Raw genomic sequence first — 25,749 nt, 5'->3', positions numbered from 1 at the left:
CGCAGACCTCCCGAGGTAAGACCGACCGCCTTCACCGCACGCCCGCCGGATTTACCACCCCGACCCTTGATGACCATGGACTTCGCAATCATGTGCTTGCTCGTCCGGCCGGGTAGGCCTCGTTATCCGGTTCTTGTCCATCGGGTCGCGGCTTTGCCCCGCGCTGTCTTCAGACCCCATCTCGCGATGACGCCCTTGCGCTTCGCTAATCCTTCGCCGTCATCAGGCTGGATAGAGGACTTCCACCTCCAAGCTGTCGTTCATACTCGGCACACACAAAAAAGCCCCGGCTTGCGCCGGGGCTTTGCTGCAGCGAAACGCGTTCTTCGCTTACTTGTTGTCGCGGTTCTTCAGCGCGGTTCCCAGGATGTCGCCGAGCGTCGCACCCGAATCCGAGGAGCCGTACTGCGCGATGGCTTCCTTCTCTTCGGCGACTTCGAGCGCCTTGATCGACACCTGGACCTTGCGGGCCTTCTTGTCGAACTGGATCACGCGGGCATCGACCTTCTCGCCGACGGCGAAGCGTTCGGCGCGCTGGTCGTTGCGGTCACGGGCGAGCTCGGAGCGCTTGATGAAGGTGGTGAAGTCGGTACCGGCGATCTTCACCTCGATACCGCTCTCCTTCACTTCGAGCACTTCGCAGGTCACGACCGCGCCCTTCTTGACATCGCCCGGCTCGGCGAAGGGATCGCCTTCGAGCTGCTTGATGCCGAGCGAGATGCGCTCCTTCTCGACGTCCACATCGAGCACCACGGCCTTCACCATGTCGCCCTTCTTGTAGTTGTCGATCACCTGCTCGCCCGGAAGCTTCCAGTCGAGGTCGGAGAGATGGACCATGCCGTCGACGTCGCCCTCGAGACCCAGGAACAGACCGAACTCGGTCTTGTTCTTGACCTCGCCCTCGACCACCGAACCGGTCGGGTGACCTTCGACGAAGACCTCCCAGGGGTTGCGCATGGTCTGCTTGAGGCCGAGCGAGATGCGGCGCTTGACGGAATCGACTTCCAGCACCTGCACGTCGACCTCCTGCGAGGTCGACACGATCTTGCCGGGGTGCATGTTCTTCTTGGTCCACGACATCTCGGAGACGTGGATCAGGCCTTCGATGCCCGGCTCGAGCTCGACGAACGCACCGTAGTCGGTGATGTTGGTGACGCGGCCGGTGAAGCGGGCACCCAGCGGGTACTTGGCTTCGATGCCCTGCCACGGATCGTCCAAGAGCTGCTTCATGCCCAGCGAGATGCGGTGCGTCTCGTGGTTGATCTTGATGATCTTGACCTTCACGGTCTGGCCGATCGAGAGCACCTCGGTCGGGTGGTTGACGCGGCGCCACGCGATGTCGGTGACGTGCAGCAGGCCATCGATGCCGCCGAGATCAACGAACGCACCGTAATCGGTGATGTTCTTGACCACGCCGTCGATGACCTGACCCTCTTCGAGGTTCTGCACCAGCTCCTGGCGCTGCTCGGCGCGGGTCTCTTCGAGAACCGTGCGGCGGGACACCACGATGTTGCCGCGGCGGCGGTCCATCTTGAGGATCTGGAACGGCTGCGAGTTGTTCATCAGCGGCGCAACGTCGCGGATCGGACGGATGTCGACCTGCGAGCGCGGCAGGAAGGCCACGGCACCGTCGAGGTCGACGGTGAAGCCGCCCTTGACCTGGTTGAAGATGACGCCGTTGACCTTTTCGTTGTTCTGGAACGCCTTCTCGAGCTTGCCCCAGCTCTCCTCGCGGCGCGCCTTGTCGCGCGACAGCACGGCTTCGCCGAGAGCGTTTTCGATGCGATCGAGGAACACTTCCACCTCGTCGCCGACCTTCAGGTCAGAGTCACGGCCAGGGCCGGAAAATTCGCGAAGGGCAACGCGGCCCTCGGTCTTCAGGCCGACGTCGATGACGGCCATGTCCTTTTCAATTGCAACCACCTTGCCCTTGACGACGGAGCTTTCCTGCAGGTTGCCACCTGCGAAGGACTCGTCGAGCATCGCGGCGAAATCGTCGCGCGAGGGGCTATAGGTATCAGCAGAAGTCGAAGCCATTTGTTCTCCAGTTGCGGATGTCTTGCCGGCCGTTGGGTTCAGGGGCGCATCGCACACGCAGTGTCGGAAGGTCCGCAAAACCTTCGAGCGACCGCTCGCTGCTCCGGCTTTGCAGCGGAACAGCGGAAGCGGGCCGGCTGAGGCCCGCGCGTTCGATACGTGGAAATCTTATGTCCGGAGCCTGGATCGCGCCGGCCCCGAAACGAGGGGACCGAAGATATCGACATCAAAGAGGCGGGAGCGGGCGCTTCCTCCAATGACGGCTGCGGCTTAACCCCGCGACCGGCCCGCTCGGACGGCCTCGATAATGTTGATGGCGGCCCGGACGCCGCCTTCTATATCGAGTTGGGAGTTATCTAGCAAGTAAGCATCCGGGGCCGGTTTTAAAGGCGCAATCGGCCGGTTCTTGTCGCGTTCGTCGCGCTGGATGATGTCGGCGAGCACGGCCGCCTCGTCGGCCTCCTCGCCTCTCGCCCTGGCCTCCATGGTCCGGCGATGGGCGCGGACCTTGGGGTCGGCGACCACGAAGATTTTGACGTCGGCATGGGGGCAGATCACGGTTCCAATATCCCGGCCGTCGAGCACGGCGCCGGGCGGATCGGCGGCGAATTGCCGCTGGAAATTGACCAGGGCTTCGCGGACTCCCGGGATCGCCGAGACGATGGAGGCACCCTCGCCCACCGTCTGCGTCTTCAGGACGGGATTGCCGAATTTTTCGGGATCGAGCTCCAGCGCCGCCGCGACCGCGGCGGCCTCGTCCCTGAGATCATGGCCGGACTGCATGAGGGCATAGGCCACCGCGCGGTAGATCACGCCGGTATCGAGATGACGATAGCCGTAATGGTGGGCGAGGCGCTTGCCGAGCGTCCCCTTGCCCGAGGCCGCGGGCCCGTCGATGGCGATGATCATGAAAACTCGGCCCCTAGCGAACGCATCATCGGAATGAAATCCGGGAAACTGGTGGCGATGAAGGCGGTGTCGTCGACGGTCACGGGCTGGTCGGAGGCACAGCCCATCACCAGCGCTGACATCGCGATGCGATGGTCCATGTGGGTGGCGACGGTGCCGCCGCCGGGGACATGGCCGCGGCCCTCGACGATCAGATCGTCGCCGGAGGTCTCGACCTTGACGCCGTTGACGCGGAGCATGGCGGCGGTGGCCTCCAGGCGATCGGATTCCTTGACGCGCAGCTCCTGCAGGCCGCGCATGATGGTGGTGCCTTCGGCAAAGGACGCCGCCACCGCCAGCACCAGATATTCGTCGATCATCGAGGGTGCGCGCTCCGGCGGCACCTCGACGCCGCGCAGCTTCGACGCGCGCACGCGCAAGCGCGCCATCGGCTCGCCGGCATCGCCACGCACTTCGCTTTCCTCGATGAAAGCGCCCATTTCGCGCAGCGTGGTGAACAGACCGGTGCGCAGCGGATTGGTCATGACATCGGACAGCACGACATCGGAGCCCTCGACGATCAGCGCTGCAACGATTGGGAAGGCCGCCGACGATGGATCAGCGGGCACCACGACATTGGCGCCGTGCAGCTCGGGCTGGCCCACCAGCGTGATGCGGCAGCCGTGCTGACCTTCCTGCACCGAGGTGATGTCGGCGCCGAAATGCTTCAGCATCAGCTCGGTATGGTCGCGGCTGGCCTCGGTCTCGATCACGGTCGTGGTGCCCGGCGCAGCCAGACCCGCCAGCAGCACGGCCGACTTGATCTGGGCCGAGGCCACCGGGGTCTTGTAGGTGATCGGCAGCGGATCGCGCGCGCCCTGGAGTGTGAGCGGCAGACGCCCGCCCTCGCCGCCGGAGGTGACCTTCGCGCCCATCTTTTCCAGCGGATCGAGGATCCGGCGCATGGGACGGCTGCGCAGCGAGGCGTCGCCGTCGAACACCGCCGAAATCGGGCAACCGGCGACGGCACCCATCACCAGCCGGCAGCCCGTGCCGGAGTTGCCGAAATCCAGGTGCGTCTTGGGTTGGGCGAAGCCCCCAACGCCGACCCCCTGCACCTTCCAGGCAAAATCTCCGGTCCGCTCGACCCTGGCGCCGAGTGCCTGCATGGATTTGGCGGTGTTGAGGACGTCCTCGCCCTCCAGCAGGCCCGAAATCCTGGTCTCGCCGGCCGCGAGCGCGCCCAGGATGAGCGCGCGGTGGGAGATCGACTTGTCCCCGGGCACCCGTACTTTCCCGGTCAGGGCACCGCTGGCGCGAGACTGGAGCGGCCTCGGTTGGTCGGAATGGGTCAAGATTGTGTCCTTGAATAGGCCCTATGGGCTGGCGCGCAGGTACCACATGGTCCGCGCCCCGTCACGAGCATGTCGTTCTCTCGTAATGCGCTATTGACAGCGGGCCGCCAACTAGCCAAGTGAAGCACCGCTTTTCAGACATTCCCAGGATTCCTGCCGTGGCCAAGTCCGAACTCGGAACCAAACGTATTTGCCCGACCACGGGCAAGAAATTCTATGACCTCAACAAGAATCCGGTGATCTCGCCCTACACCGGCGAAGTCGTGCCGATCGCGCCGGTGGCGCCCGCACGTGCTCCCCGCGGCGCCGAGGCCCGCAGCATGGCTCAGGACACCACGCCGGAGCCGGCGGAGGCCGAGGAGTTGGTCTCCCTCGAGGAGGCCGATGCCGAGGAGAGCACCGGCAAGGTCAAGGCCGTCGTGCCCGAATCCGAGGACGATATCGAGGTCGATGAGACCCTCGACGACGACGATGACGATGATTCGACCTTCATCGCCGACGAGGAAGAGGGCGATGAGGACGTGACCGACATCATTGGTGATGTCGGAGGTGATGAAGAGACTTGAGATCAGCCCTGATCTGTGAAAAAGGGTGCACCGCGCGAGTCGCCAAGGCTCGCCGGTCCGGGGTGATCAACCAGGTTCACCCGGTTTAAGGACTAAGGGGCCATAGCTCAGCTGGGAGAGCGCTTGCATGGCATGCAAGAGGTCGGCGGTTCGATCCCGCCTGGCTCCACCAGCCTTCGCTGGCTTCGCCAGCTTCGGCTCGGCAAGCCACACCAAGCTCTATCGTAGCGAAGCAAGCGAAGGCTGCCCCGCCATAGCCCGAAGGGCGACGGCGGGCTTTGAATTAAATCCCGACTACTCCCCAACCACGGCATTCAGCCGATCGCGCAGCGCCACGATCTCGTCTTTCATCGCGACCAATTCCGACACCGAGCAGTCCGTCGCCGCCAGGATCGACTGCGGCACGCTGCGTGCCTTCTCCTTCAGCGCATGGCCCTGCGGCGTCAGCGCGATCAGCACCTGACGCTCGTCCTCGCTCGAGCGGGTGCGCTTGACGAGATGGGCGGCCTCGAGCCGCTTGAGCAGCGGCGTCAGCGTGCCCGAATCCAGGAACAGCTTCTCGCCGATCTCCTTGACCGGCACGTCGTCGCGCTCCCACAGCACCAGCATCACCAGATATTGCGGATAGGTCAGGCCGAGCAGGTCTAGCAGCGGCTTGTAGACGCGGTTGAAGGCGTGCGCGGCGGAATAGACCGCAAAGCAGATCTGGTTGTCGAGCCGAAGCGGCGCGTCCGCTGCCGATGGTTTCCGGGCCATGGGGAATCCTCACAAGGTTTGCCCATTGTGGGACCGCGCGGCCCGACATTCAATTGCGAACAATTAAATGTGAGACCTCGCAATTTCGATTGCGCGCTATCTAATTGCCTGCAATAAAGATCGCGCACCACCCGTGACCCAGGAGACCCACAATGTCCGTGAACGTCCTCTACAAGACCAGCGCCAAGGCCACCGGCGGCCGCGACGGCCATGCTGCGACCCTCGACGGCGCGCTCGACGTCAGGCTCACCACGCCGAAGGAGCTCGGCGGCGGGGGCGGCGCCGGCAACAATCCCGAGCAGTTGTTCGCGGCCGGCTACGCCGCCTGCTTCATCGGCGCGATGAAGTTCGTGGCCTCGCAGGGCGGCCCGAAGGTTCCGGCCGACGCCTCCGTCACCTCGACCGTCGGCATCGGCCCGCGCTCGGAAGGCGGCTTCGGCCTCGACATCGATCTCGCCGTCTCGCTGCCGGGCCTTGCCCGCGCGGAGGCCGAGGCGCTGGTCGCGAAGGCGCACCAGGTGTGCCCGTATTCCAATGCCACGCGCGGCAATGTCGACGTTCGCCTGACGGTCGTCTGACCGGAACGGCGGATTGGCTGGCCCGGGATCCCCCTCGGGCCGGCCGCTTCCGTTGATTTCCCACATCGCGGGATTGACGTGCACCGACGCATGCGGCCCTACGTGCGGCACCATTGCTGGCGCAAAAAAACCTCGCTAGGCCTGTGATCAAACACCGACCCAGGAGAAGCGAAGGCATGACTGAAGCGGCAACGGGTGCAATGAGCGGACTGCGCGTCATCGATCTCACGCGCGTGCTCGGCGGTCCCTACTGCACCCAGATCCTCGCCGACCACGGCGCCGACGTCATCAAGGTCGAGCCGCCCGCGGGCGATGAAGTGCGCGAATGGGGCCCTCCGTTCCACGAGGAGGATGCGGCCTATTTCGTCGGCATCAACCGCAACAAGCGCTCGATCGGCCTCGACCTCGCCTCCGAGGGCGGCCGCGCCGTGCTGCTGAAGATGCTGGAGACCGCCGACGTCCTGATCGAGAATTTCAAGCCGGGCACGCTGGAGAAATGGGGCATCGGCAATGATGTCCTGAGCAAGAAATTTCCGCGCCTCGTGCATTGCCGGATCTGCGGCTTCGGCGCCGACGGCCCGCGCGGCGGCAATCCCGGCTACGACGCCATCATCCAGGCCATGACCGGCATGATCGCGGCGACCGGCTCGCCCGAGAGCGGGCCGATGCGGATCGGCGTGCCCTTGGTCGACATCACCACCGGCCTCTATGCGGCGATCGGCATCCTGATGGCGCTGTCGGAGCGGCAGCGCTCCGGTAAGGGCCAGTTCCTGGAGACGACGCTGTATGAGACCGGGCTTGCCATCATGCATCCGCACACCGCGAACTATTTCATGCATGGCAAGCCGCCCTCGCTCACCGGCAACGAGCATCCCAACCTCGTGCCCTACGCGATCTTCCCGACCAAGACCGACAACATCTTCATCGGCGTCGGCAATGACGGCACCTTCCGCAAGCTCTGTAAGGAGATCGGCAAGCCCGAGCTCGGCACCGATCCGCGCTTTGCCCGCAACAAGGACCGCATCGCCAATCGCGAGGCGCTGCGCGCCGAGCTCGCCGCGGTGTTCAGCCAGCACGAGGCCGAGCCGCTGTGCAATCGCCTGCTCGCGGCGGGCCTGCCCGCGGGTCCCGTACAGAAGATCGACCAGGCGTTGACCAACCCGCACACGATCGCGCGCGGCGATATTATCGAGAAGGACTGGTACAAGGGCGTGGCCTCGCCGATCCGGCTCGACCGCAGCAAGCCGAGTCTGCGCCGCGTACCGCCGAAATTCAGCCAGCACGCAGCGGAGGTGCTCGGCGAGTTCGGCTACTCCAAGGCCGAGATCGACGCGATGGTCGAAAAGGGCACCGTCTGCGGCCCGGAGCGCAAGCGCTAGGGCTTCATTAAAATGGACTCAGCGCTGCCGCACAGGCAGTGCGCTCCCGCCCCCGCTTGCGGGGGAGGGTTGGTGAGAGGGTGTTTCCGCCAACGGGACAATCCCCCAGACGATAGAACCCTCACCCGGATCGCTTCGCGATCCGACCTCTCCCGCAAGCGGGAGAGGTGTTCGAGATCGCCGCCGGATCTTTGGCCTCACGCAAATAATGCCGCACTGCGGCGCGTGCATGTAGGTGCACTGCGAACGGCTGCGGCTGTCGGCGCACGTCTTCGCCTATTTTCCGGCTTTCCTTTTCCAGCGCTTGCCGCTTTCGTTTCGGCCGCTTACACAGTCACGTGAACGTCATAAGGCGCTGCTAGCGCAAGCGCTTCTTTAGTGACGGGCAAGGGAGGTTTTCTTGATGGCTCTTCGACATTTTGGCGCGGCTGCTGCTGTTGCACTCACGGTTGGTCTCGGCGCCTCGCCGGCGCTCGCCGTGACCGAAATCCAGTGGTGGCACGCGATGACCGGCGCCAACAACGACGTCATCGTCAAGCTCGCCAACGACTTCAACGCCGCGCAGAGCGACTACAAGGTGATCCCGACCTACAAGGGAAACTACGCCGACACGATGAATGCCGGCATCGCCGCGTTCCGCGCCGGCAACGCGCCGCACATCATGCAGGTGTTCGAGGTCGGCACCGCCACCATGATGGCCGCGACCGGCGCCGTGAAGCCGGTCTACAAGCTGATGGCCGAGACCGGCGAGAAATTCGATCCGAAGGCCTACCTGCCCGCAATCACCGGCTACTACTCGACCTCGAAGGGCGAGATGCTGTCCTTCCCCTTCAACTCGTCGTCGACCGTGATGTGGGTCAACCTCGACGAGCTGAAGAAGGCCAATGTCGAGATCCCGAAGACCTGGCCCGAAGTGTTCGACGCCGCCAAGAAGCTGAAGGCGGCCGGCCATGCCACCTGCGGCTTCTCCAACTCCTGGGTCACCTGGGTCAATCTCGAGCAGCTCTCCGCCTGGCACAACGTGCCGTTGTCGACGAAGGCCAACGGCCTCGACGGCTTCGACACCGTGCTCTCCTTCAACGGACCGCTCCAGGTCAAGCATCTCGAAAACCTGGTCGAGCTCCAGAAGGACAAGACCTACGACTATGCCGGCCGCACCAACACCGGCGAAGGCCGCTTCACGTCGGGCGAATGCCCGCTCTACCTGACCTCGTCGGCGTTTTTCGGCAACGTCAAGGCGCAGGCCAAGTTCGCCTTCACCGCGGTGCCGATGCCCTATTATCCGGACGCCAAGGGCGCGCCGCAGAACTCGATCATCGGCGGTGCCTCGCTCTGGGTGATGGGCGGCAAGCCGGCCGACGAATACAAGGGCGTTGCAAAATTCCTGACCTTCCTCTCGGATACCGATCGCCAGGTCTACATCCACAAGGCCTCCGGCTATCTGCCGATCACCAAGGCGGCGTATGAGAAGGCCAAGGCGGAAGGGTTCTACAAGGACCAGCCCTATCTGGAGACGCCGCTGCTCGAGCTGACCAACAAGGAGCCGACCGAGAATTCGCGCGGCCTCCGCCTCGGCAACATGGTGCAGCTCCGTGACGTCTGGGCGGAAGAGATCGAGCAGGCGCTGGCCGGCAAGAAGACCGCCAAGCAGGCGCTGGACGCGGCCGTCGAGCGCGGCAACACCATGCTGCGCCAGTTCGAAAAGACCGCCGTGAAGTAAGGCGACGAGCGGCAGGCCGGTCAGCCGGCCTGCCGCTTCTGGGGCATCATGCAAAAACAAGCCATTTTCCAGTCGAAGCTATTGCCCTATGCGCTGGTTGCGCCGCAGCTCGCGATCGTCCTGATATTCTTCTACTGGCCGGCCTTGCAGGCGGTGATCCAGTCCTTCCTGCTCCAGGACGCCTTCGGTCTTTCGACCAGCTTCGTCTGGTTCGACAATTATCTCGAGCTGATCAAGGAGCGCGCCTATTTCGAGGCGATCCTGCGCACCTTCTTCTTCTCGTTCGCGATCGCGGTGTCGTCGCTGTCGTTTGCGCTGCTGCTCGCCGTGATGGCGGACAAGCCGCTGCGCGGCTCGATGCTCTACCGCACGCTGCTGATCTGGCCCTATGCGGTGGCGCCGCCGGTCGTCGGCGTGCTCTGGATCTTCATGCTGCATCCCTCGCTGGGTGTGCTCTCGCGCTATGTGCGCGCCCTCGGCATCGACTGGAATCCGCTGCTCGACGGCGACCAGGCCGCGGCGCTGATCATCCTCGCCGCCGCCTGGAAGCAGATCTCCTACAACTTCCTGTTCTTCCTCGCCGGCCTGCAGAGCATCCCCAGAAGCGTGCTCGAGGCGGCCGCGATCGATGGCGCCCGTCCGATGCGACGGTTCTGGACCGTGACCTTCCCGCTGCTGTCGCCGACCATCTTCTTCCTGCTGGTCGTCAACATCGTCTACGCCTTCTTCGACACCTTCGGCATCATCGACACCATGACCCGCGGCGGTCCCGGCAAATCGACGGAGACGCTGGTCTACAAGGTCTATTCCGACGGCCTGCTCGGCGGCAATCTCGGCAGCTCGGCGGCGCAGTCGGTGATCCTGATGATCATGGTGATCGTGCTGACGGGCATCCAGTTCCGCTACGTCGAACGCAAGGTGACCTACTGATGGTCGAGGAAGAAGGCTTTCGGCGCTACGTCGCGCATATCATTCTCTGGATCGGGATCGCGATCGTCGCCTTCCCCGTCTACATCGCGATCGTCGCCTCGACCCAGGACAACGCGCTGATCGCGAACGGGCAGATGTCGCTGCTGCCCGGCGGTCATTTCTTCGAGACATACTACCAGACCATCTTTGTCGGCACGAGCGGCTCGACCCGCGAGCCGGTCGGCAACATGATGCTGAACTCGCTCGTAACGGCGCTGCTGATCGCGGTCGGCAAGATCGCGATCTCGATTATCTCGGCTTATGCGATCGTGTATTTCCGCTTTCCGTTCCGGATGCCGATCTTCTGGCTCATCTTCATCACCCTGATGCTGCCGGTCGAGGTCCGGATCTATCCGACCTACAAGATCGTCGCCGATCTGCACATGCTCGACAGCTATGCCGGCCTGTCGCTGCCGCTGATCGCCTCGGCCACCGCGACGCTGCTGTTCCGCCAGTTCTTCATGACCGTGCCGGACGAATTGCTGGAGGCGTCACGCATCGACGGCGCCGGCCCCTTGCGTTTCTTCTGGGATACGCTGCTGCCGCTGTCGCGCACCAACATGGCCGCGCTGTTCGTGATCCTGTTCATCCTCGGCTGGAATCAATATCTCTGGCCGCTGCTGATCACCACGCGCGACGACATGCAGACCATCCAGATCGGCATCCGCAAGATGATCACCACCACCGACGCGCTGACCGAATGGCCGATCGTGATGGCAACCGCCGTGCTGGCCATGCTGCCACCGGTATTCGTCGTCGTCGCCATGCAGAAGCTGTTCGTGCGCGGCCTGGTCGAGACGGAAAAGTAAGAAGTGAGCTTTCATGGCTAACGTCACCCTGCGCAACGTCCGCAAGACTTATCCCGGCGGCTTCGAGGCCATCAAAGGCGTCGACGTCGATGTCGGCGACGGACAGTTCTGCGTGCTGGTCGGCCCTTCCGGCTGCGGCAAGTCCACGCTGCTGCGCATGGTCGCGGGCCTCGAGACCGTCACCGGCGGCGAGATCGACATTGGCGGCCGCGTCGTCAACCAGATCGAGCCCGCCGATCGCGACATTGCGATGGTGTTCCAGAACTACGCGCTCTATCCGCATATGAGCGTCTACAACAACATGGCCTATGGCCTGCGTAACCGTGGTATGGCGGAAGCCGAGATCAAGACCCGCGTCGAGGAAGCCGCGCGCGTGCTCGAGCTGTCCGCCATGCTGGAGCGCAAGCCGCGCCAGCTCTCCGGCGGCCAGCGCCAGCGCGTCGCCATGGGCCGCGCCATCGTGCGCCAGCCGAAGGTGTTTTTGTTCGACGAGCCGCTCTCCAATCTCGACGCCAAGCTGCGCATCGCGATGCGGGTCGAGATCCGCAAATTGCAGCGCCGGCTCAATACGACGTCGATCTACGTCACCCATGACCAGCTCGAGGCGATGACACTCGCCGACATTCTCGTCGTGATGAACGGCGGCCAGGTCGAGCAGGTCGGCAATCCGCTGGCGATCTACGAGAAGCCGGCGACCACCTTCGTCGCCTCCTTCATCGGCGCGCCGCCGATGAACTTGATGTCGACCCGGCCCGAGGAAATCCGGTCGCAGCTCGCCGGCAGCGCTGCGGCCGACGCCGGCATCCTCGGCATCCGCCCGGAGGATTTCGTCATCACCGACCAGACGCCGGCTGGCGGCGTCGCCTTGCCGCTCACCGTGGAGGCGATCGAGCGCGTCGGCGCGGAAACTTTCGTCTACGGCTCCCGCGAGCAGGAAGACCAGCGCGTTGCCGCCACGCCCGGCGAGCTGCCGCCCGGCGAGATCATCGTCCGCATTCCCGGAACAGAGGCCCCTGCCATCGGCCAAAAGATCCGCGTCGCGGCGGTGCGCAGCAAGCTGCATCTGTTCAGCGGCGATGGCCGGAAGCGGCTTGAAGCCTGAGGGATCCGACGCCCTCCAACCAAAAAGCGCGAAAACAACCCCATGCACAGTAGAAGGGGCTTTGTTTTCATTAGCGTAATTCTCGCGCAACTTCGTCATGCCCGGGGCTTGTCCCGCCTGCTAGGCCGAAGCCGCTTCGGCGGGGCCAAGACCCCGGCATCCACGTTCTTGGCGCCGCGAGCAAGGTCGTGGATGGCCGGGACAAGCCCGGCCATGACGGTCCAGAGGCATCTGGCGGTGCAATGCTCCATCCACAGCCCCCGCTACGTCCTTGAACGCACACAGGAACATGCCCATATTGCTGACCAAGGGGTGCCACTACGGGCCCTGAAACACCAAAGTCGCTTCTGCGAGGACTTTGTAAACTATGTCTCGTGTTCCAACGCTCTCCAGTCCCTTCCTGCTGGGCTTCGACGAGATCGAGCGCGTGCTCGACCGCGTCGTCAAAGGCGCCGACGGCTACCCTCCCTACAATATCGAGAGGTGTGACCGCACGGACGGCCAGCCCGAGCGTTTGCGCATCACGCTGGCGGTCGCCGGATTCACCCGCGACCAACTCGATGTAACCATTGAGGAAAACCAGCTCGTGATCCGCGGGCGGCAGCAGGACGACAAGACCCGGCAATACATCCATCGCGGCATCGCCGCGCGCCACTTCCAGCGCACCTTCGTGCTGGCGGAGGGGATGCTGGTGCTGGGTGCGGATCTGAAGAACGGGCTGTTGTCGATCGATCTGGCCCGGCCTGAACCGGAGAGGATCGTTAAGACAATCGCTATCAATGAGCACGAATAATGGAACGAGTAGCGGACTCGACCGCTTAGTGTTCCAGAGGAGTCGAGACCATGAGTAACGGTCAAGTTGCGTTCGAATACGAAGCCAACAACGTCTCGCCCGAGACGCTGGCAACCCTCGGCGAAGGTCACATCGCCTATGTGAAGCAGATCCGCTCCGAGGACGTGCCGGACCTGTTCCCCGAGGCACCCAAGATTGCGCCGGGCCTCAAGCTGTTCGCGCTCCACGCCGCCGACGGCACGCCGATCATGCTGACCGACAGCCGCGAAGCCGCGATCGCCAACGCCTGGAGCAACGAGCTGCAAGCGGTGAGCGTGCACTGAGCACGCGCGCGTCGCAGGAAGAGTTTCAAGCGGGCATGCCTTCGCAAGAAGGCGTGCCCGTTTTCATTTGATAAGGAGGAGCGCTTTCCAGCTTCGACCGGTTGGCGCCGTATCCAAATTGATCGTCCGACTCGAAGCTGCTTAGATGCGGCATGCCGCCGAAAGTCGAGCGTCTGCCCAAGCAGCAATTGTGGTTTCCGGCCGGGCGCTATTTCCTGCGCACCATCAAGCGCGATGACGCCTCGCAGCGCTGGGCGGACTGGTTGTCCGACCCCTGGACGGTGCATGTCCTCAACACGTCACCGCGCGCGATGACCAAGGCTGATATCGCCGACTACATCAAGTCATTCGATCAGCGCGAGCGACTGCTCGGGATATTCGAGCGCGGCAGCCGCACCCATGTCGGCTTCATCCGCCTCGACATCGATGCTGCGGCGAGCGAGGCACTCGTGAGCGCAGTGATCGGAGAAAAGGAGCACCGCAATGCCGGAGCAACGGTGAACACCTTCATTCCGCTGCTCAAGTTCGTGTTCGATGATCTCAAGCTGAACCGCATCCGCGCCTTCGTGCTGGAGCGGAATCAAACGACGATTGAGCTCGCACCCCCGCCGACATGGCCACCGAGATAACAGCCAGTCCAGCTGAAGGGGACAGCCGCCGCGACCGGGGCCTTGGTGTAGGGAACGGGCGCCCAGATCGGCCGCCTGAGCGGAACCTGCGGCAATCAGAGCCGACGTCGCCAGAAGCAGTCTTTTCATCGTGCATTCCCCGAACAATCAGCAATTGAAATCTCAAGCAAAGTACACCGGCCGGCTTTCGGGCACTATTCGGCCGGCAACACTTCGATAGTTTCGAAAACGGCGCTTGTTCAGGGAAGGGATTTGGATATCGCCCGGACGTCGCCTCCAGCCCAGAGCCGCCAGCCTGGACCGCGTGGCGAAGCTCAACTTCCGAAAGCTTCCCGGCTCAGCGGCCCGCCGGGATCAGCGCCCGGATGATCTCCGGCTTCCAGCTTTGGCGCGCACTGTCGAAGGCTGCGAAATCGTGGTCGAACTGCCAATAGGCCCAGGCCCAGCCGAGCCGCTCCGCGCTTCGCGCCACGAACGACAGATATCGCGTTCGTGCCTCGGCTGGTGCGGCCTCGTACACGCCGAACTCGCCGAGATAGATCGGGCGCTTTTCCCGTTCGGACCAGGACCTGACCTTGTCGAAATCGGCGCGCGCCTTCTGCTCGTCCTCCGGCGTGCCCCAATCGAGCGGGCCGATTTTCGAGAACATCGGCGACCACGGTGCGCCCTGATGGGTGAAGCGGATCGGCGCGTAATAGTGAAACGTGACGATGAGGTTCCGGTCATCTGACGGCAGCACCAGGTCCTCGACAGGCATCTCATCCACGTTGAGAACCGCAGCGATCACCGTCCGCCGGGGATTGGTGGCGCGGATGATGCCGAGACACTCGTTCAGAAGGGCGTTCCAGCCGGCGGACGTCATCTGCCCGCCCGGCTCATTGAGCACCTCGAAGACAAGCCTCGGATATTTTCCGGCATAGCGCGCGGCGATTTGCGTCCAGAATGCTTTCAGCTTCTCGGCGCACTCGGAGACGTCGCGCTGACAGACATCGGTATCGTGCTCGTCCAGGATGGGGATGAGATTTCGGGCGATCACCTCCTCGATCACGGCATCGAGCCGCCTCAAGACGATGTCATCCAGCGCATTCCCAGGGTTCATGAACTTGAAGCCGAAGAAATTGATCCGGACGTGCGAGAACCCGGCGCGCCTGATCGCGGTGAGGTTGTCCAGACGAAATGGCGCGTTGCGGCCTCCCTCCCAGATGCCGTCGTAGCCGAGGATGTTGATGCCGCGCCCCAATCTTGGGGGAGCGGACGTGGCCTGTCCGGCTGCCTCGGCATCAGAGCAGATCGCAAGCACGGATAGCGCCAAGGCGAGACCGAGAGCTACCGCCCAGCGGGCGCAGATGGCACTCATCCTGCCCGCTCCATCATTGCTGCAAGCCTTGCTGCGGCACCGGCCGGCACACTGCGAAGAAGAATGCGACGAGAAGCACCGACGTGAACATCGTTGAGCGCAGGAACATCGTCTCCGTGAAATTCGATTGAAAGCTCAGGACGACAAATCCGATGATGAGCGCGCAGTGGCAACGATCGATCGAGCGAGTGGCGATCAAATACAGGACCTTTTCCGAGAACAGATAGACGCTCGCGACGAACAGCACGTATCCCAGGAATCCCGTTTCAATGGCCACCGCAATGTAGCCGCTGTGATAATTGTCGAGCACCCAGCCATGGTTCTGGTTGAAATAGTCGTAAATCGCAGGGCGCGTCCAGAATCCGTTGATGCCAAAGCCCAGCAGCGGCGCATCGTTGAAATGGCTGATGGCGTACTGCCAGATGAAGGTCCGCTCGGTGAAATCGATGGTCGATTCGCCGAGATGGATGGAATCGTACCCCGTCACATAGAAATACAGCATCAGCAGGGCGGCCAGGATGCACGTGATGAACGGCAGCACCGCGTAGACTCTCATGCAGCGGATCGACCACATCGAGGTCACGAGCAGTCCGCCCGCGGCAAGGGCGACGGCACCGGCACCACGAGATCCCGAGGCGATGACGCAGGTCGATGCCAGCAGAAACGTCGAGAGAAAAGCGATCCACCCCTGGCCCGTCATCTTCTGATAGCAGGCGAAAAACATCAGATATGCGCTGATGAAGCCGAGCGTCTGCTTCGATTCATATATTCCTTGCCACTGGCCATTGTGCATCCAGCTCTGGTCCACGCCGATCTCCGGCACGAAGACCGCACACAGGGCCGAGGCGGCGACCAGCATGAAGAGCCCCAGCGCCGTCGATCCGACGATCTCGTCGATGTCGATACGCGTGATGAGGCAGTACGCACCGAAGGTCGTCACCACAAGTGCCGCGCCCTTCATAATCGCTGCGGTGGCGAGGCTGGTCCAGAGAACGGAAACGGCGGCGAGAGCATAGAATGCGACCAGCGCGATGAGATCGGGATTGGGCTGCACTCTCACGCGCGGTCGTACGAAGGCACTGGCGTAGATCAGGATGATCCACATCAAGAGCGCGACGGCCTGTTGCACATAGCTCCACTCTGCGGGAAGCAATGCGGGGTGGAAGACCCCCATCGACGCGATCACGTTGACGGCGATCGAGCTGCGGATCACGTTTTTGGCCAGCGTTTCCACGCGGACGCCGGGCGCTTTCCAGATCGCGCTGTCGTATGCCTCGGTATCCGCTACGGTGTGCAGGCTGGCCATGAGCCGACCTTCCGAAAGCACGGTTAATATTTCCCTTAAGTTGCATCGCGACCGCCTACGCGCGGTCGGCGGTCCCGGAGCTTGAGGTCTTATCGATGCAACTCTCGCGAACCGCAGCTCGCACGCCTCAGCTCTGCCCGTGTATCACTTCGAGCAGAGGTGCAGTCCGGCCCCGAGCGATATCGACGATTGGCTCTTGAACTCGATGAGATGAGGCTTGATCGCTGCAACGGCGGAGGTGCACTCCCTCTCCCGCTTGCGGGAGAGGGTTGGGGAGAGGGTGTCTCCGCAATCGAGAACCCCCAAGAGGAAAGAACCCTCACCCGGCGCTTCGCGCCGACCTCTCCCGCAAGCGGGAGAGGTGAACGAGCCGTAGCGATCGATTCAATCTAAAGCCATTCCGCTCTAGGCCGCCGTCGCGGGCGGCAGCGCGAGCACCGAATAGATCGCCTGGGCATCGCGCGAGGCGCGGAGCTTCTTGGCGATGTCCTGATCGCGGAGCAGGCGGGCGATGCGGGCGAGCGCCTTGAGGTGATCGGCGCCGGCGCCTTCGGGCGCGAGCAGCAGGAAGACGAGATCGACCGGCTGGCCGTCCATCGCCTCGAAATCGATCGGACGATCGAGCCGCGCGAACAGGCCAAAAATCTTTTCCAGCTTGGGCAGCTTGCCGTGCGGAATCGCGACGCCATAGCCGACCGCGGTGGTGCCGAGCTTCTCCCGTTGCAGCAGCACCTCGAACACCGAGCGCTCGTTCTGTCCCGTCAGCTCGGCGGCCTTGGCCGCGAGCTCCTGCAAGGCCTGCTTCTTGCTGTTGACCTTCAATGCCGGGAGAATCGCCTCGGGTGCGACCAGATCGGTAATCGGCATGGAGGGTTTCCGAGGTGAATTAGACCGTCAGGTTCCGAATGGCCAGCTTGATAGACCAAGCTGAGCCGGCGTCAATAACATGAAGCAGGAGGCGGACTTAGCCCAAAGTCCTGCCAAGTTCAGATGTGGGGGCTTCTACTCCAACGCAATCCCGGTGCCAACTCCCGCATGCGGCTTTGCCCCCGTCATTGTTAAGGGCCGGGATGGTACGGCCCCCGGGTCCCGGACCTAACCGTCCGACTGGCCGTCCACATTCGCCCCCGGCGGGTCAATCCAGCCCACATTGCCGTCCGCCCGGCGGTAAATGATGTTCACCCGGCCCGAGGAGCCGTGCTGGAAGACCAGGCAAGGCGCCCCGCTCAGGTCGAGTTCCATGACGGCCTCGCTGACCGACAGCGACTTGAGCGAGGTGGTTTGCTCCGCGATGATTACGGGGCTGTAGCCGGAGACCTCGTCCTCGCCCTCGGGCGCCTCGAGCACATAGCTCGTGGCATTGAGCGCGGCCATCGCCTCGGTGGCGGCATGGGCCTTGCGGGCGGAGCGGTCCTTGAGCCGGTTCTTGTAGCGACGCAGCCGCTTCTCGATCATCAGCAGCGCCTGGTCGGCGCTGGCATAGGCATCCGGCGCGTTCGAATCCGCCTCCAGCGTAATTCCCGAATCGAGATGCAGGGCGCAATCGGTGCGAAAGCCGAAGCCGTCCTTGCTCAGCGTGATGTGGCCGGAATAGTTGCCATCGAAATACTTGCGCAGCACCTCGTCGGTGCGGTCGGCAACGCGACCGCGCAGGGCCTCGCCGACGCTGATGCTCTTTCCCGAGATTCTGAGAGTCATGTGATGCCTCGCTTGGTTGGTGCCCAGCTTGGATCGGTCTCGATGGGAAATCGAGAGTAGCGCGATTTGCCGCCAGCGCAATCAGGCCGGTTCGGGATTGCGGGAGCGATCGGACAAGGCTGTAGAGAGGACGTTACCAAGAGCACTCTGCTTGTCGCGGCGGCGTTGCACCGAGGAGGGTATGCGCATGGCTTCGCGGTACTTCGCGACCGTGCGGCGGGCAATATCAATGCCCGAGGCGCGCAAGCGTTCCACGATGGTGTCATCCGACAGGATCGCGGAGGGCTCCTCCGAATCGATCAGCTGCTTGATGTGGTGACGCACGGCTTCCGCCGAATGCGCCTCGCCGCCGTCGGCCGAGGCGATCGAGGCGGTGAAGAAATATTTCAACTCGAACGTGCCGCGGTTGGTCGCCATATATTTGTTGGCGGTGACGCGCGACACCGTGGATTCATGCATCTGGATGGCATCGGCGACGGCCTTCAGATTGAGCGGCCGCAGATGCGCGACGCCATGGGTGAAGAAGCCGTCCTGCTGGCGCACGATCTCGGTTGCAACCTTCAGGATGGTGCGGGCGCGCTGGTCGAGCGCGCGCACGAGCCAGGTCGCGTTCTGCAGCGCGTCGGTGAAATAGGACTTGTCGCCGTCCTTGCCGATCTTCTTCGACAGCTCGGAATAGTAGGTCTGGTTGACCAGCACACGCGGCAAGGTGTCGCTATTGAGCTCGACATGCCAGCCACCGTCGGGACCCGGACGGACATAGACATCGGGCACCATGGTCTGCAAGCGCGCCGAGCCGAACTTCATGCCCGGCTTGGGATTGAGGCGGCGGATCTCGCCGATCATGTCGGCGATGTCCTCGTCGTCGACGCCGCAGATCTTGCGCAAGGCAACGATGTCGCGCTTGGCCAAGAGATCGAGATGCTCGACCAGGGCCTGCATCGCGGGGTCGTAGCGGTCGAGCTCGCGGAGCTGAATCGCCAGGCATTCACTCAAGGAGCGCGCGCAAACGCCGGGCGGGTCGAACTTTTGCAGCACGGCAAGGACGTCCTCGACCTCGGCTTGCGATGCGCCGAGACGCTCGGCGGCCTGGCCGAGATCGGGCGACAGATAGCCGGCCTCGTCGACGAGGTCGATCAGGTACTGGCCGATCATGCGCTGGGCGGGTGCGGTGAAGGCGACCGAGAGCTGCTCGGCGAGATGATCCGACAACGTTGTCTCGGCCGCGACAAAGGCCTCGAGATTGTAGTCTTCGTCACCGGAGGCGCCACCGCCCCATTCGGTATAGGTGGTCGGCACGGCATCCTGGGCGTTGCGCGCCGCGGCCTCGGCCGGCTCCTCGGAGAAGACATTGTCGAGGCCGGTGTCCAGGGTCTGCTCGATCTCGGCGCGGGTGCCGAGATCCTTGCTCATCCATTCTTCCTGGCCCGGCTCGAAGCCTTCCGCGCTGCCGCCGAAGGCGTCCTCGCCTTGACCACCGGACTCGTCGCCATCGCCGTAGCTGCCAGCCTCCGCCGGAGCGTCCCCCACGGGGGCCTCGTCACTGGCCCGTTCCAGCAGCGGATTGCGCTCGAGTTCCTCTTCCACGAAGGTCGTGAGATCGAGATTGGACAATTGCAGCAGCTTGATCGCCTGCATCAGCTGCGGCGTCATGACCAGCGACTGCGATTGCCGGAACTCTAATCTCTGCGTGAGCGCCATGAAGCAAGAACCGTTCCCAAAAATTGGTCCGATTTTTGCTTATCCTAGTCCGAGCCCGATGTACACGTCTTGACGGATTGGAAATTCGGGTTAGAGGCGGAACTCCTCGCCAAGGTAAAGGCGGCGCACGTCCGGATCAGCAACGATCTCATCCGGGGTCCCTTCGGTCAAGATTTCCCCGGCATAGACGATATAGGCGCGATCGGTGAGGCCGAGCGTCTCGCGGACATTGTGGTCGGTGATGAGCACGCCGATGCCGCGATTGGTGAGATGGCGGACGAGGTCCTGGATGTCGCCGACGGCGATCGGGTCGATGCCGGCGAAGGGCTCGTCGAGCAGCATGTAGTTCGGCCGCGTCGCCAGCGCGCGTGCGATCTCGACGCGGCGGCGCTCGCCGCCCGACAGCGCGATCGACGGCGATTTGCGCAGGCGCGTGATGTTGAATTCGTCGAGCAACGAATCGAGCTGCTGCTCGCGCTTCTTGCGCGAGGGCTCGACCACTTCGAGCACGGCGCGGATGTTCTGCTCGACGGTGAGGCCGCGGAAGATCGAGGCTTCCTGCGGCAGATAGCCGATGCCGAGCCGCGCGCGCTGATACATCGGCAGCTTCGTCACATCGTGGCCATCGAGCTCGATCGCGCCGCGATCGGCCTTGATCAGGCCGGTGATCATGTAGAACACGGTGGTCTTGCCGGCGCCGTTGGGGCCGAGCAGGCCAACCGCCTCGCCGCGGCGCACATAGATGCTGACGCCGCGCACCACCTGGCGGCTGCCGAAGGCCTTTTCCACGCTATGCACAGCCAGGAAGCCGGGCCGCTTCAGGAGCTGCGGCCCGCCGGCGCCGTTCGGCCTGGCGGCCGCCCTGACCGGATGGACCGCCGGCTGACGCAGCTCGGCCTGATAGTCGGCCTCGCAGTCATTCTGGAACTGGTCGGGCGCGCGCGGCTGGTCGCGGGCGATCGGCGGCGCGTCCCTGATAGGACTGGGCACGAGCCCGCCGACGCTGTCACCGAGCGCGGTGATGTCCTGGCGCGCAAATCCTGGCCGGCCGCGCTTGGCGGGGCGCCGACGGAACATGCTGAAGAGATCGACCATCCCCGCCTTCTAGCCTTTCGCGATAATCACGCGATCTGCCGTGCCGGCCTCGATTCGCCGGCGCAGCATGAATGAAGGGATGTCTCATGCCCAGTGAAACACGCCCGAAAAGCGGCAGACCCCGCTTCGAAAGCCCTGCGCGCTAGATACAGGCTCGCTCGCCAAGCTTCAACCTCGGATCGGGAGCACCCGAGGCAAGCTGTTGAATTCACTTTTGTTTAGTTGCGCCCGGCAGTGGCAGCGGAGGGGGCGCGCCCGGCTTCCCCGAGCCGCCGGGACCACAATCGTCCTTGCCCCCCTGCGGCAGCAGGACCTGAACCCGGCCGGTGTCGGATTCCACGCGGGACACGCCGGTCGTCATGTCGACCTTCAGCCGATCGCCTCGCATCACATTCTTGCACTGCGTCATGACCACTTGGCCCGAGCCGCCGCCGAACATGGTGATGAGATTGGTCTTGGTGTCGAATACGGCGGTCTCACCGGTCACCACCTGGTCCTTCTGGGTGACCACGACATTGCCGTGCGCCTCCAGCCGCTTGATCGAGGAGCTGCCGCCCGGACCCGGCTGCGCCGACTGCATCGGCGCCGTCGATTTTGCGCCCTTCGCCGCGGGCTGCTGTGGCGCGGCCGGCTTGTCGCCGCCGCTCGATTCATAAAACACCACCAGCGTCTTCGAGGTCATGGTGGTGTCGCCCTGGATGACCTTCACATTGCCGGCGAAGGTCGCCTCCTTCTTCTTGTCGCGCATCTCGAGCGACGCAGCCTCGATCTGGATCGGCTGATCGCGGTTCTGCGAAAAGCCCTGCATCGCGTTGGGCACGCCCTGCATCGTGCTCTGTGCAAGGGACGCATCCGTGACCAGCAGCGCGAGGCCGACGGCGAGCGCGGCCTTGCTGACAACAGCGTTGCGCGTAAAACAGTTCATCATGAAATCACTTTGAATTGGCAGACTTGTTCTGAGGCGTGCGTGTCTTCGTCGGCGCGGGCTCGGGTGGCGCAGGCTGGGTTGCAGCGGGCTCGTCCAGCTTGTCCAGATGCATCACCACATTGCCCTCGAAGCGGATGACGTCACCGCCTTCGGTAATTCGCAGGCGATCCGCGCTCAGCGTGCCATTAGTCAGCTTGACGTCGACGCGCTCGTCCGAGGTGACCGTGCCCTTGCCCATGTCGACGAAGGCCGAGTTCAGCCGCGCCTCATAGCCGGTCGAGGTGCGCAGGAAGATGTCCTTGTGCAGATCAAGCTGCTGCTGCTTGTTGTCGAAGCGGCCGGTGCGGGCGTCGAGGAACAGCGTCGATTGATCCTCCATCAGCACCTTCGCGCGCAGATCCGATAGATCGACATGATCGGGGTCGGTGATGTCCTGCGTCGCGGTCTTGGCCCAGAGCTCGTAAGGCCGCTGGTCCGGCGTGTAGCCGGCGAGGTGCGGCGATTCCATCGTGATCTTGGTGCCGGACACCACCATATTTCCGGAATCGAGCGGCAGCTTCGGCATCAGCATGCGGAACGGATTGAAGATCGAGACGCCGACAATGGCGGCCATGGACAACAGCACCGCACCCGGCACCGCGATGCGCAGAATCCGCACCAGGCGGCTGTGGCGCGCCGCGCTGGCGAACTTCGCCGCAAGCGCGGCGTCGTAGGTGGGATTCTGGGCCGAATTCACTGGGTTCCTATTTACCTAGGCTCCTACTTACCTGGGCTCCTGAACTATCGCTCGCCCTGTCCGGTTGAGGGGCACCCCATTCTATCCGGCGCCGCCCAAATATGCAGCCGGCGACAGGCCGTTACGAAAGTGTCCGAAACGGGGCGGCAACCTCAGGCCAATCGCCGCGCAGGGCCTTCAGGAATGCGCGAAAATGTCCTCTTCCGCCCAGCCCTGGAGGTCGAGAAGAGCGCGGGTCGGCAGGAAGTCGAAACAGGCCTGCGCCAGCTGGCTGCGGCCTTCCCGCACCAGCATGGCGTCGAGCCGCTCGCGCAAGCCGTGCAGATGCAGGACGTCGGAGGCAGCGTAGGCGAGCTGCGGCTCGCTGAGGCTGTCGGAACCCCAGTCGCTGGACTGCTGCTGCTTGGAGAGGTCGATGTTAAGCACCTCGCGCACGAGGTCCTTGAGGCCGTGGCGGTCGGTGTAGGTGCGGGTCAGGCGGGAGGCGATCTTGGTGCAATAGATCGGCCCGGTCATGACGCCGAAGGTCTGATACAGCACCGCGATGTCGAACCGCGCGAAATGGAAGATTTTCGTGACGGCCGGATTGGCCAGAAGCGCCTTCAGGTTCGGCGCGTCGGTGTGGCCCTTGGGGATCTGCACCACGTCGGCGCTGCCGTCGCCGGGCGAGAGCTGCACCACGCAGAGCCGGTCGCGGTGCGGGTTCAGCCCCATGGTCTCGGTGTCGATCGCCACCGCTCCGGTGTAGCGGGACAGGTCGGGCAGGTCGCCGCGGTGCAGGCGTACGGTCATGGCGGGTCAAAACCTCGGGTCGAATCGGTGCGTCGATATCATAGGCTTATTGGATGGATCGCGATGTAGCCACTGGCGGCAGGTCACGCAAGCGGCGGCCGAGCCCGCTGCAATTCGTCCTGGCGCACCCTATCTGTTGCCGATCTCTCCGCCCCCGCCCCTCACCATGAACGAAGTCCAATGACCGAACAGACACTTACTGCGCCGATCGACGACCAACGGGAACGCCAGCGCGGGTTTTCCCGCTACCAGGCGCTCCTCATCGCGCTGCTCGCGTTCATGCAGTTCACGATCATCCTCGACTTCATCATCATGTCGCCGCTCGGCGCCATCCTGATGCCATCGCTCAACATCACGGCGGGGCAGTTCGGCGTCGCAGTGTCGGCCTACGCGTTCAGTGCGGGACTATCGGGCATCCTCGCCGCCGGCTTTGCCGATCGCTTCGATCGCAAGCGCCTCTTGCTGTTCTTCTATGTCGGCTTCACGCTCGGCACCCTGCTCTGTGCCGCCGCGCAGAATTATCATGTGCTGCTGCTCGGCCGGATCGTGACCGGATTGTTCGGCGGCGTGATCGGCTCGGTCGTGCTCGCCATCATCACCGACCTGTTCCCGCTGCAGATGCGCGGCCGCGTGATGGGATTCATCCAGACCGCGTTCGCCGCGAGCCAGGTGCTCGGCATTCCCGCTGGGCTGTTTCTCGCCAATCACTGGAACTGGCATGTCTGCTTCGTTGCGATCGTCGTCCTGTCGATCGCGGCAATCGCGATCATCGCCTTCGCCATGGAGCCGGTCGATGCGCATCTGAAACTGAAGCAGGACCGAAACCCGTTCCACCATCTGATCGCGACGGTCGCAGAGCCGCGCTATACGCTCGCCTTCGCCGTCACGACGCTGCTCGCGACGGGCGGTTACATGCTGATGCCGTTCTCCAGCGCCTACACCGTGCACAATCTCGGCATCGACATCACGCATCTGCCGACGATCTATCTCGTCTCCGGCCTGTTCAGCATCGTCACGGGGCCGCTGGTCGGCAGGGCGAGCGACGCGTTCGGCAAGTATCCGACCTTCGTGTTCGGCTGCGCGATGACCGTGCTCATGGTGCTGATCTACACAAATCTCGGCCACGTCTCGCTCGTGACCGCGATCACCGTGAACGTGCTGATGTTCATCGGCATCTTCTCGCGCATGATCCCGTCGCAGGCGCTGATGTCGGCGATCCCCGCTCCCGATCAGCGCGGCTCGTTCAGCGCGGTCAGCGCCTCGCTCCAGCAGCTCTCCGGCGGGCTCGGCTCCGTGCTCGCCGGCGCGATCATCGCGCAAGGCGCGGACGGTTCGCTGATCCATTTCGACCGGATCGGCTACGTCGTCGTGACCACGACGATCGTCACGCTCGTGATGATGTATTTCGTGCAGAAGGCGGTGGCGGAGCGGGCTGGGAAACGGGTGGTGTGAATGGGAAACGGGCCGCTCTGTCTCATCAAAGGCCACAGACCAGTCGACGCATGGATCGCCGGCTGCCATCTCGAGGCTTATCTGACGCCAACGGTCGACGCCGCCCGAGAGGCCAGAAACTGACCTTCCTCAGCACTCTACTCGTGACGTTTCACCGCGCCACCCGCACTCCGTTTTGAGATAGACTAGGAGCACCTAGCGCTCTGAGGACCTCTGAGGACGGCGGAGCCGGGAGGAACCCATGGATGTCGCAGCGTGGCTGCGTGGTCTGGGGCTGGGACAGTACGAGGAGACGTTCCGCGAGAACGACGTCGACGCCGAGGTCCTCATCGACATCACGGCCGAGGATCTGATCGGGCTCGGCGTTGCCTCGATCGGCCATCGGCGCAAACTGCTCGCCGCCATTGCCGCCCTGCGTGCCGGCTCAACTTCGGCCATCATTCCCGCTGCCACGGCTGCACCCATCACTGTCTCGGAAAAGTTCACGCCTACTCCCGAGGCCGAGCGCCGCCAGCTCACGGTGATGTTTGTCGACCTAGTCGACTCGACTGCGCTCGCGGCGCGGCTCGATCCGGAGGAAATGGCCGACGTCCTGCGGACCTATCAGAGCGCAGTAGCAGGCGCGATCGCGCGGTTCGAAGGGCACGTGGCAAAGTACATGGGNGATGGTGTGCTGGCCTATTTCGGCTATCCGCGCGCCCATGAGAATGAGGCCGAACGCGCGGTGCGCGCCGGCCTCGCGGCAGTCGCGGCGGTACACAGCCTGGCATCGGCGGATGG

The 25,749-nt window shown here is 63.7% G+C and carries 25 protein-coding genes and 1 tRNA gene; 13 read left to right on the top strand and 13 right to left on the bottom strand.

Translation table 11 applies throughout. The annotated features are described in order from the left end of the window. Positions 1–330 precede the first annotated feature (330 nt). The 3 genes from rpsA to aroA all read right to left on the bottom strand — a co-directional run bounded on the left by rpsA (position 331) and on the right by aroA (position 4,280). The gene (gene rpsA, locus YU9_RS0134975; protein ID WP_027576919.1) at positions 331–2,037 is read right to left on the bottom strand and encodes a 30S ribosomal protein S1; all 1,707 of its coding nucleotides are present in this window, start codon (positions 2,035–2,037) and stop codon (positions 331–333) included. A gap of 270 nt (positions 2,038–2,307) precedes the next feature. Next, positions 2,308–2,946 (bottom strand): (d)CMP kinase, encoded by a 639-nt coding sequence (gene cmk / locus YU9_RS0134970; protein ID WP_027576918.1) that lies wholly within the window; start codon positions 2,944–2,946, stop codon positions 2,308–2,310. Beyond that, positions 2,943–4,280: a 3-phosphoshikimate 1-carboxyvinyltransferase gene (aroA, locus tag YU9_RS0134965; RefSeq protein WP_027576917.1), complete on the bottom strand. Its 1,338-nt coding sequence runs from the start codon at positions 4,278–4,280 to the stop codon at positions 2,943–2,945. The genes cmk and aroA overlap by 4 nt, the downstream gene beginning before the upstream one ends. 158 nt (positions 4,281–4,438) lie before the next feature. On the opposite strand from aroA, the gene YU9_RS0134960 reads away from it, so the two are divergent. After that, complete coding sequence (locus YU9_RS0134960) at positions 4,439–4,846, top strand: TIGR02300 family protein (protein ID WP_027576916.1); 408 nt, start codon at positions 4,439–4,441, stop codon at positions 4,844–4,846. Positions 4,847–4,942: 96 nt separating this feature from the next. Continuing rightward, a tRNA-Ala gene (locus YU9_RS0134955) sits at positions 4,943–5,018 on the top strand. Positions 5,019–5,140: 122 nt separating this feature from the next. Here the strand turns inward: YU9_RS0134955 and YU9_RS0134950 are convergent. After that, the gene (locus tag YU9_RS0134950) at positions 5,141–5,602 is read right to left on the bottom strand and encodes a MarR family winged helix-turn-helix transcriptional regulator (RefSeq protein WP_027576915.1); all 462 of its coding nucleotides are present in this window, start codon (positions 5,600–5,602) and stop codon (positions 5,141–5,143) included. Positions 5,603–5,754: 152 nt separating this feature from the next. Here YU9_RS0134950 and YU9_RS0134945 point away from each other — a divergent pair, with 152 nt between their 5' ends. The 9 genes from YU9_RS0134945 to YU9_RS0134905 all read left to right on the top strand — a co-directional run bounded on the left by YU9_RS0134945 (position 5,755) and on the right by YU9_RS0134905 (position 13,904). Then, positions 5,755–6,180 (top strand): organic hydroperoxide resistance protein, encoded by a 426-nt coding sequence (locus YU9_RS0134945; protein WP_027576914.1) that lies wholly within the window; start codon positions 5,755–5,757, stop codon positions 6,178–6,180. 176 nt (positions 6,181–6,356) lie between these two features. Next, entirely contained in the window at positions 6,357–7,559 is a 1,203-nt protein-coding gene (locus tag YU9_RS0134940; protein WP_027576913.1) for a CaiB/BaiF CoA-transferase family protein, read from the top strand. 403 nt (positions 7,560–7,962) lie between these two features. Next, entirely contained in the window at positions 7,963–9,279 is a 1,317-nt protein-coding gene (gene ugpB, locus YU9_RS0134935; protein ID WP_027576912.1) for a sn-glycerol-3-phosphate ABC transporter substrate-binding protein UgpB, read from the top strand. A 48-nt stretch (positions 9,280–9,327) separates the two neighbouring features. Further along, positions 9,328–10,209, top strand: coding sequence for a sn-glycerol-3-phosphate ABC transporter permease UgpA (gene ugpA, locus YU9_RS0134930; RefSeq protein ID WP_027576911.1), 882 nt, complete (start codon positions 9,328–9,330; stop codon positions 10,207–10,209). Next, positions 10,209–11,057: a sn-glycerol-3-phosphate ABC transporter permease UgpE gene (ugpE, locus tag YU9_RS0134925; RefSeq protein WP_027576910.1), complete on the top strand. Its 849-nt coding sequence runs from the start codon at positions 10,209–10,211 to the stop codon at positions 11,055–11,057. The genes ugpA and ugpE overlap by 1 nt, the downstream gene beginning before the upstream one ends. Before the next feature lie 13 nt (positions 11,058–11,070). Next, complete coding sequence (locus YU9_RS0134920) at positions 11,071–12,159, top strand: sn-glycerol-3-phosphate import ATP-binding protein UgpC (RefSeq protein ID WP_027576909.1); 1,089 nt, start codon at positions 11,071–11,073, stop codon at positions 12,157–12,159. Positions 12,160–12,526: 367 nt separating this feature from the next. Beyond that, the gene (locus YU9_RS0134915) at positions 12,527–12,952 is read left to right on the top strand and encodes an Hsp20 family protein (RefSeq protein WP_024338612.1); all 426 of its coding nucleotides are present in this window, start codon (positions 12,527–12,529) and stop codon (positions 12,950–12,952) included. 50 nt (positions 12,953–13,002) lie between these two features. Continuing rightward, positions 13,003–13,275 carry a DUF1150 domain-containing protein gene (locus YU9_RS0134910; protein WP_027576908.1) on the top strand — a complete coding sequence of 91 codons (273 nt, stop codon included), beginning with the start codon at positions 13,003–13,005 and terminating at the stop codon, positions 13,273–13,275. Positions 13,276–13,427: 152 nt separating this feature from the next. Next, on the top strand, positions 13,428–13,904 hold the full coding sequence (locus YU9_RS0134905; RefSeq protein ID WP_027576907.1) for a GNAT family N-acetyltransferase: 477 nt from the start codon (positions 13,428–13,430) through the stop codon (positions 13,902–13,904). A 337-nt stretch (positions 13,905–14,241) separates the two neighbouring features. On the opposite strand, the gene YU9_RS0134900 is transcribed toward YU9_RS0134905, so the two are convergent. The 9 genes from YU9_RS0134900 to YU9_RS0134860 form a co-directional block, all read right to left on the bottom strand. Then, positions 14,242–15,261, bottom strand: coding sequence for a glycoside hydrolase family 5 protein (locus tag YU9_RS0134900; protein WP_027576906.1), 1,020 nt, complete (start codon positions 15,259–15,261; stop codon positions 14,242–14,244). 13 nt (positions 15,262–15,274) lie between these two features. Continuing rightward, complete coding sequence (locus tag YU9_RS0134895; RefSeq protein WP_027576905.1) at positions 15,275–16,567, bottom strand: O-antigen ligase family protein; 1,293 nt, start codon at positions 16,565–16,567, stop codon at positions 15,275–15,277. Positions 16,568–16,972: 405 nt separating this feature from the next. Continuing rightward, positions 16,973–17,434 carry a PTS IIA-like nitrogen regulatory protein PtsN gene (ptsN, locus tag YU9_RS0134890; RefSeq protein WP_008141251.1) on the bottom strand — a complete coding sequence of 154 codons (462 nt, stop codon included), beginning with the start codon at positions 17,432–17,434 and terminating at the stop codon, positions 16,973–16,975. 228 nt (positions 17,435–17,662) lie between these two features. Further along, on the bottom strand, positions 17,663–18,265 hold the full coding sequence (gene hpf / locus YU9_RS0134885; RefSeq protein WP_027576904.1) for a ribosome hibernation-promoting factor, HPF/YfiA family: 603 nt from the start codon (positions 18,263–18,265) through the stop codon (positions 17,663–17,665). 81 nt (positions 18,266–18,346) lie between these two features. After that, the gene (rpoN, locus tag YU9_RS0134880) at positions 18,347–19,966 is read right to left on the bottom strand and encodes an RNA polymerase factor sigma-54 (RefSeq protein WP_027576903.1); all 1,620 of its coding nucleotides are present in this window, start codon (positions 19,964–19,966) and stop codon (positions 18,347–18,349) included. Positions 19,967–20,056: 90 nt separating this feature from the next. Beyond that, positions 20,057–21,061 carry an LPS export ABC transporter ATP-binding protein gene (lptB, locus tag YU9_RS0134875; protein ID WP_027576902.1) on the bottom strand — a complete coding sequence of 335 codons (1,005 nt, stop codon included), beginning with the start codon at positions 21,059–21,061 and terminating at the stop codon, positions 20,057–20,059. Positions 21,062–21,269: 208 nt separating this feature from the next. Beyond that, positions 21,270–21,989 carry an LptA/OstA family protein gene (locus YU9_RS0134870; RefSeq protein WP_027576901.1) on the bottom strand — a complete coding sequence of 240 codons (720 nt, stop codon included), beginning with the start codon at positions 21,987–21,989 and terminating at the stop codon, positions 21,270–21,272. Positions 21,990–21,993: 4 nt separating this feature from the next. Next, positions 21,994–22,725 (bottom strand): LPS export ABC transporter periplasmic protein LptC, encoded by a 732-nt coding sequence (gene lptC, locus YU9_RS0134865; RefSeq protein ID WP_027576900.1) that lies wholly within the window; start codon positions 22,723–22,725, stop codon positions 21,994–21,996. A gap of 177 nt (positions 22,726–22,902) precedes the next feature. Next, a complete protein-coding gene (locus YU9_RS0134860; protein ID WP_027576899.1) occupies positions 22,903–23,517 on the bottom strand; it encodes a ribonuclease D in 615 nt (204 codons plus the stop codon). 180 nt (positions 23,518–23,697) lie between these two features. Here YU9_RS0134860 and YU9_RS0134855 point away from each other — a divergent pair, with 180 nt between their 5' ends. Beyond that, positions 23,698–24,969 (top strand): MFS transporter, encoded by a 1,272-nt coding sequence (locus YU9_RS0134855; RefSeq protein ID WP_027576898.1) that lies wholly within the window; start codon positions 23,698–23,700, stop codon positions 24,967–24,969. A 241-nt stretch (positions 24,970–25,210) separates the two neighbouring features. Then, positions 25,211–25,749: adenylate/guanylate cyclase domain-containing protein (locus tag YU9_RS43465; RefSeq protein WP_036018907.1), on the top strand; the 539-nt coding region annotated here is incomplete at its 3' end.

The organism is Bradyrhizobium sp. WSM1743 (assembly GCF_000473065.1).
Classification (GTDB): domain Bacteria; phylum Pseudomonadota; class Alphaproteobacteria; order Rhizobiales; family Xanthobacteraceae; genus Bradyrhizobium.
This window is presented reverse-complemented; position numbering and strand designations above follow the sequence as displayed.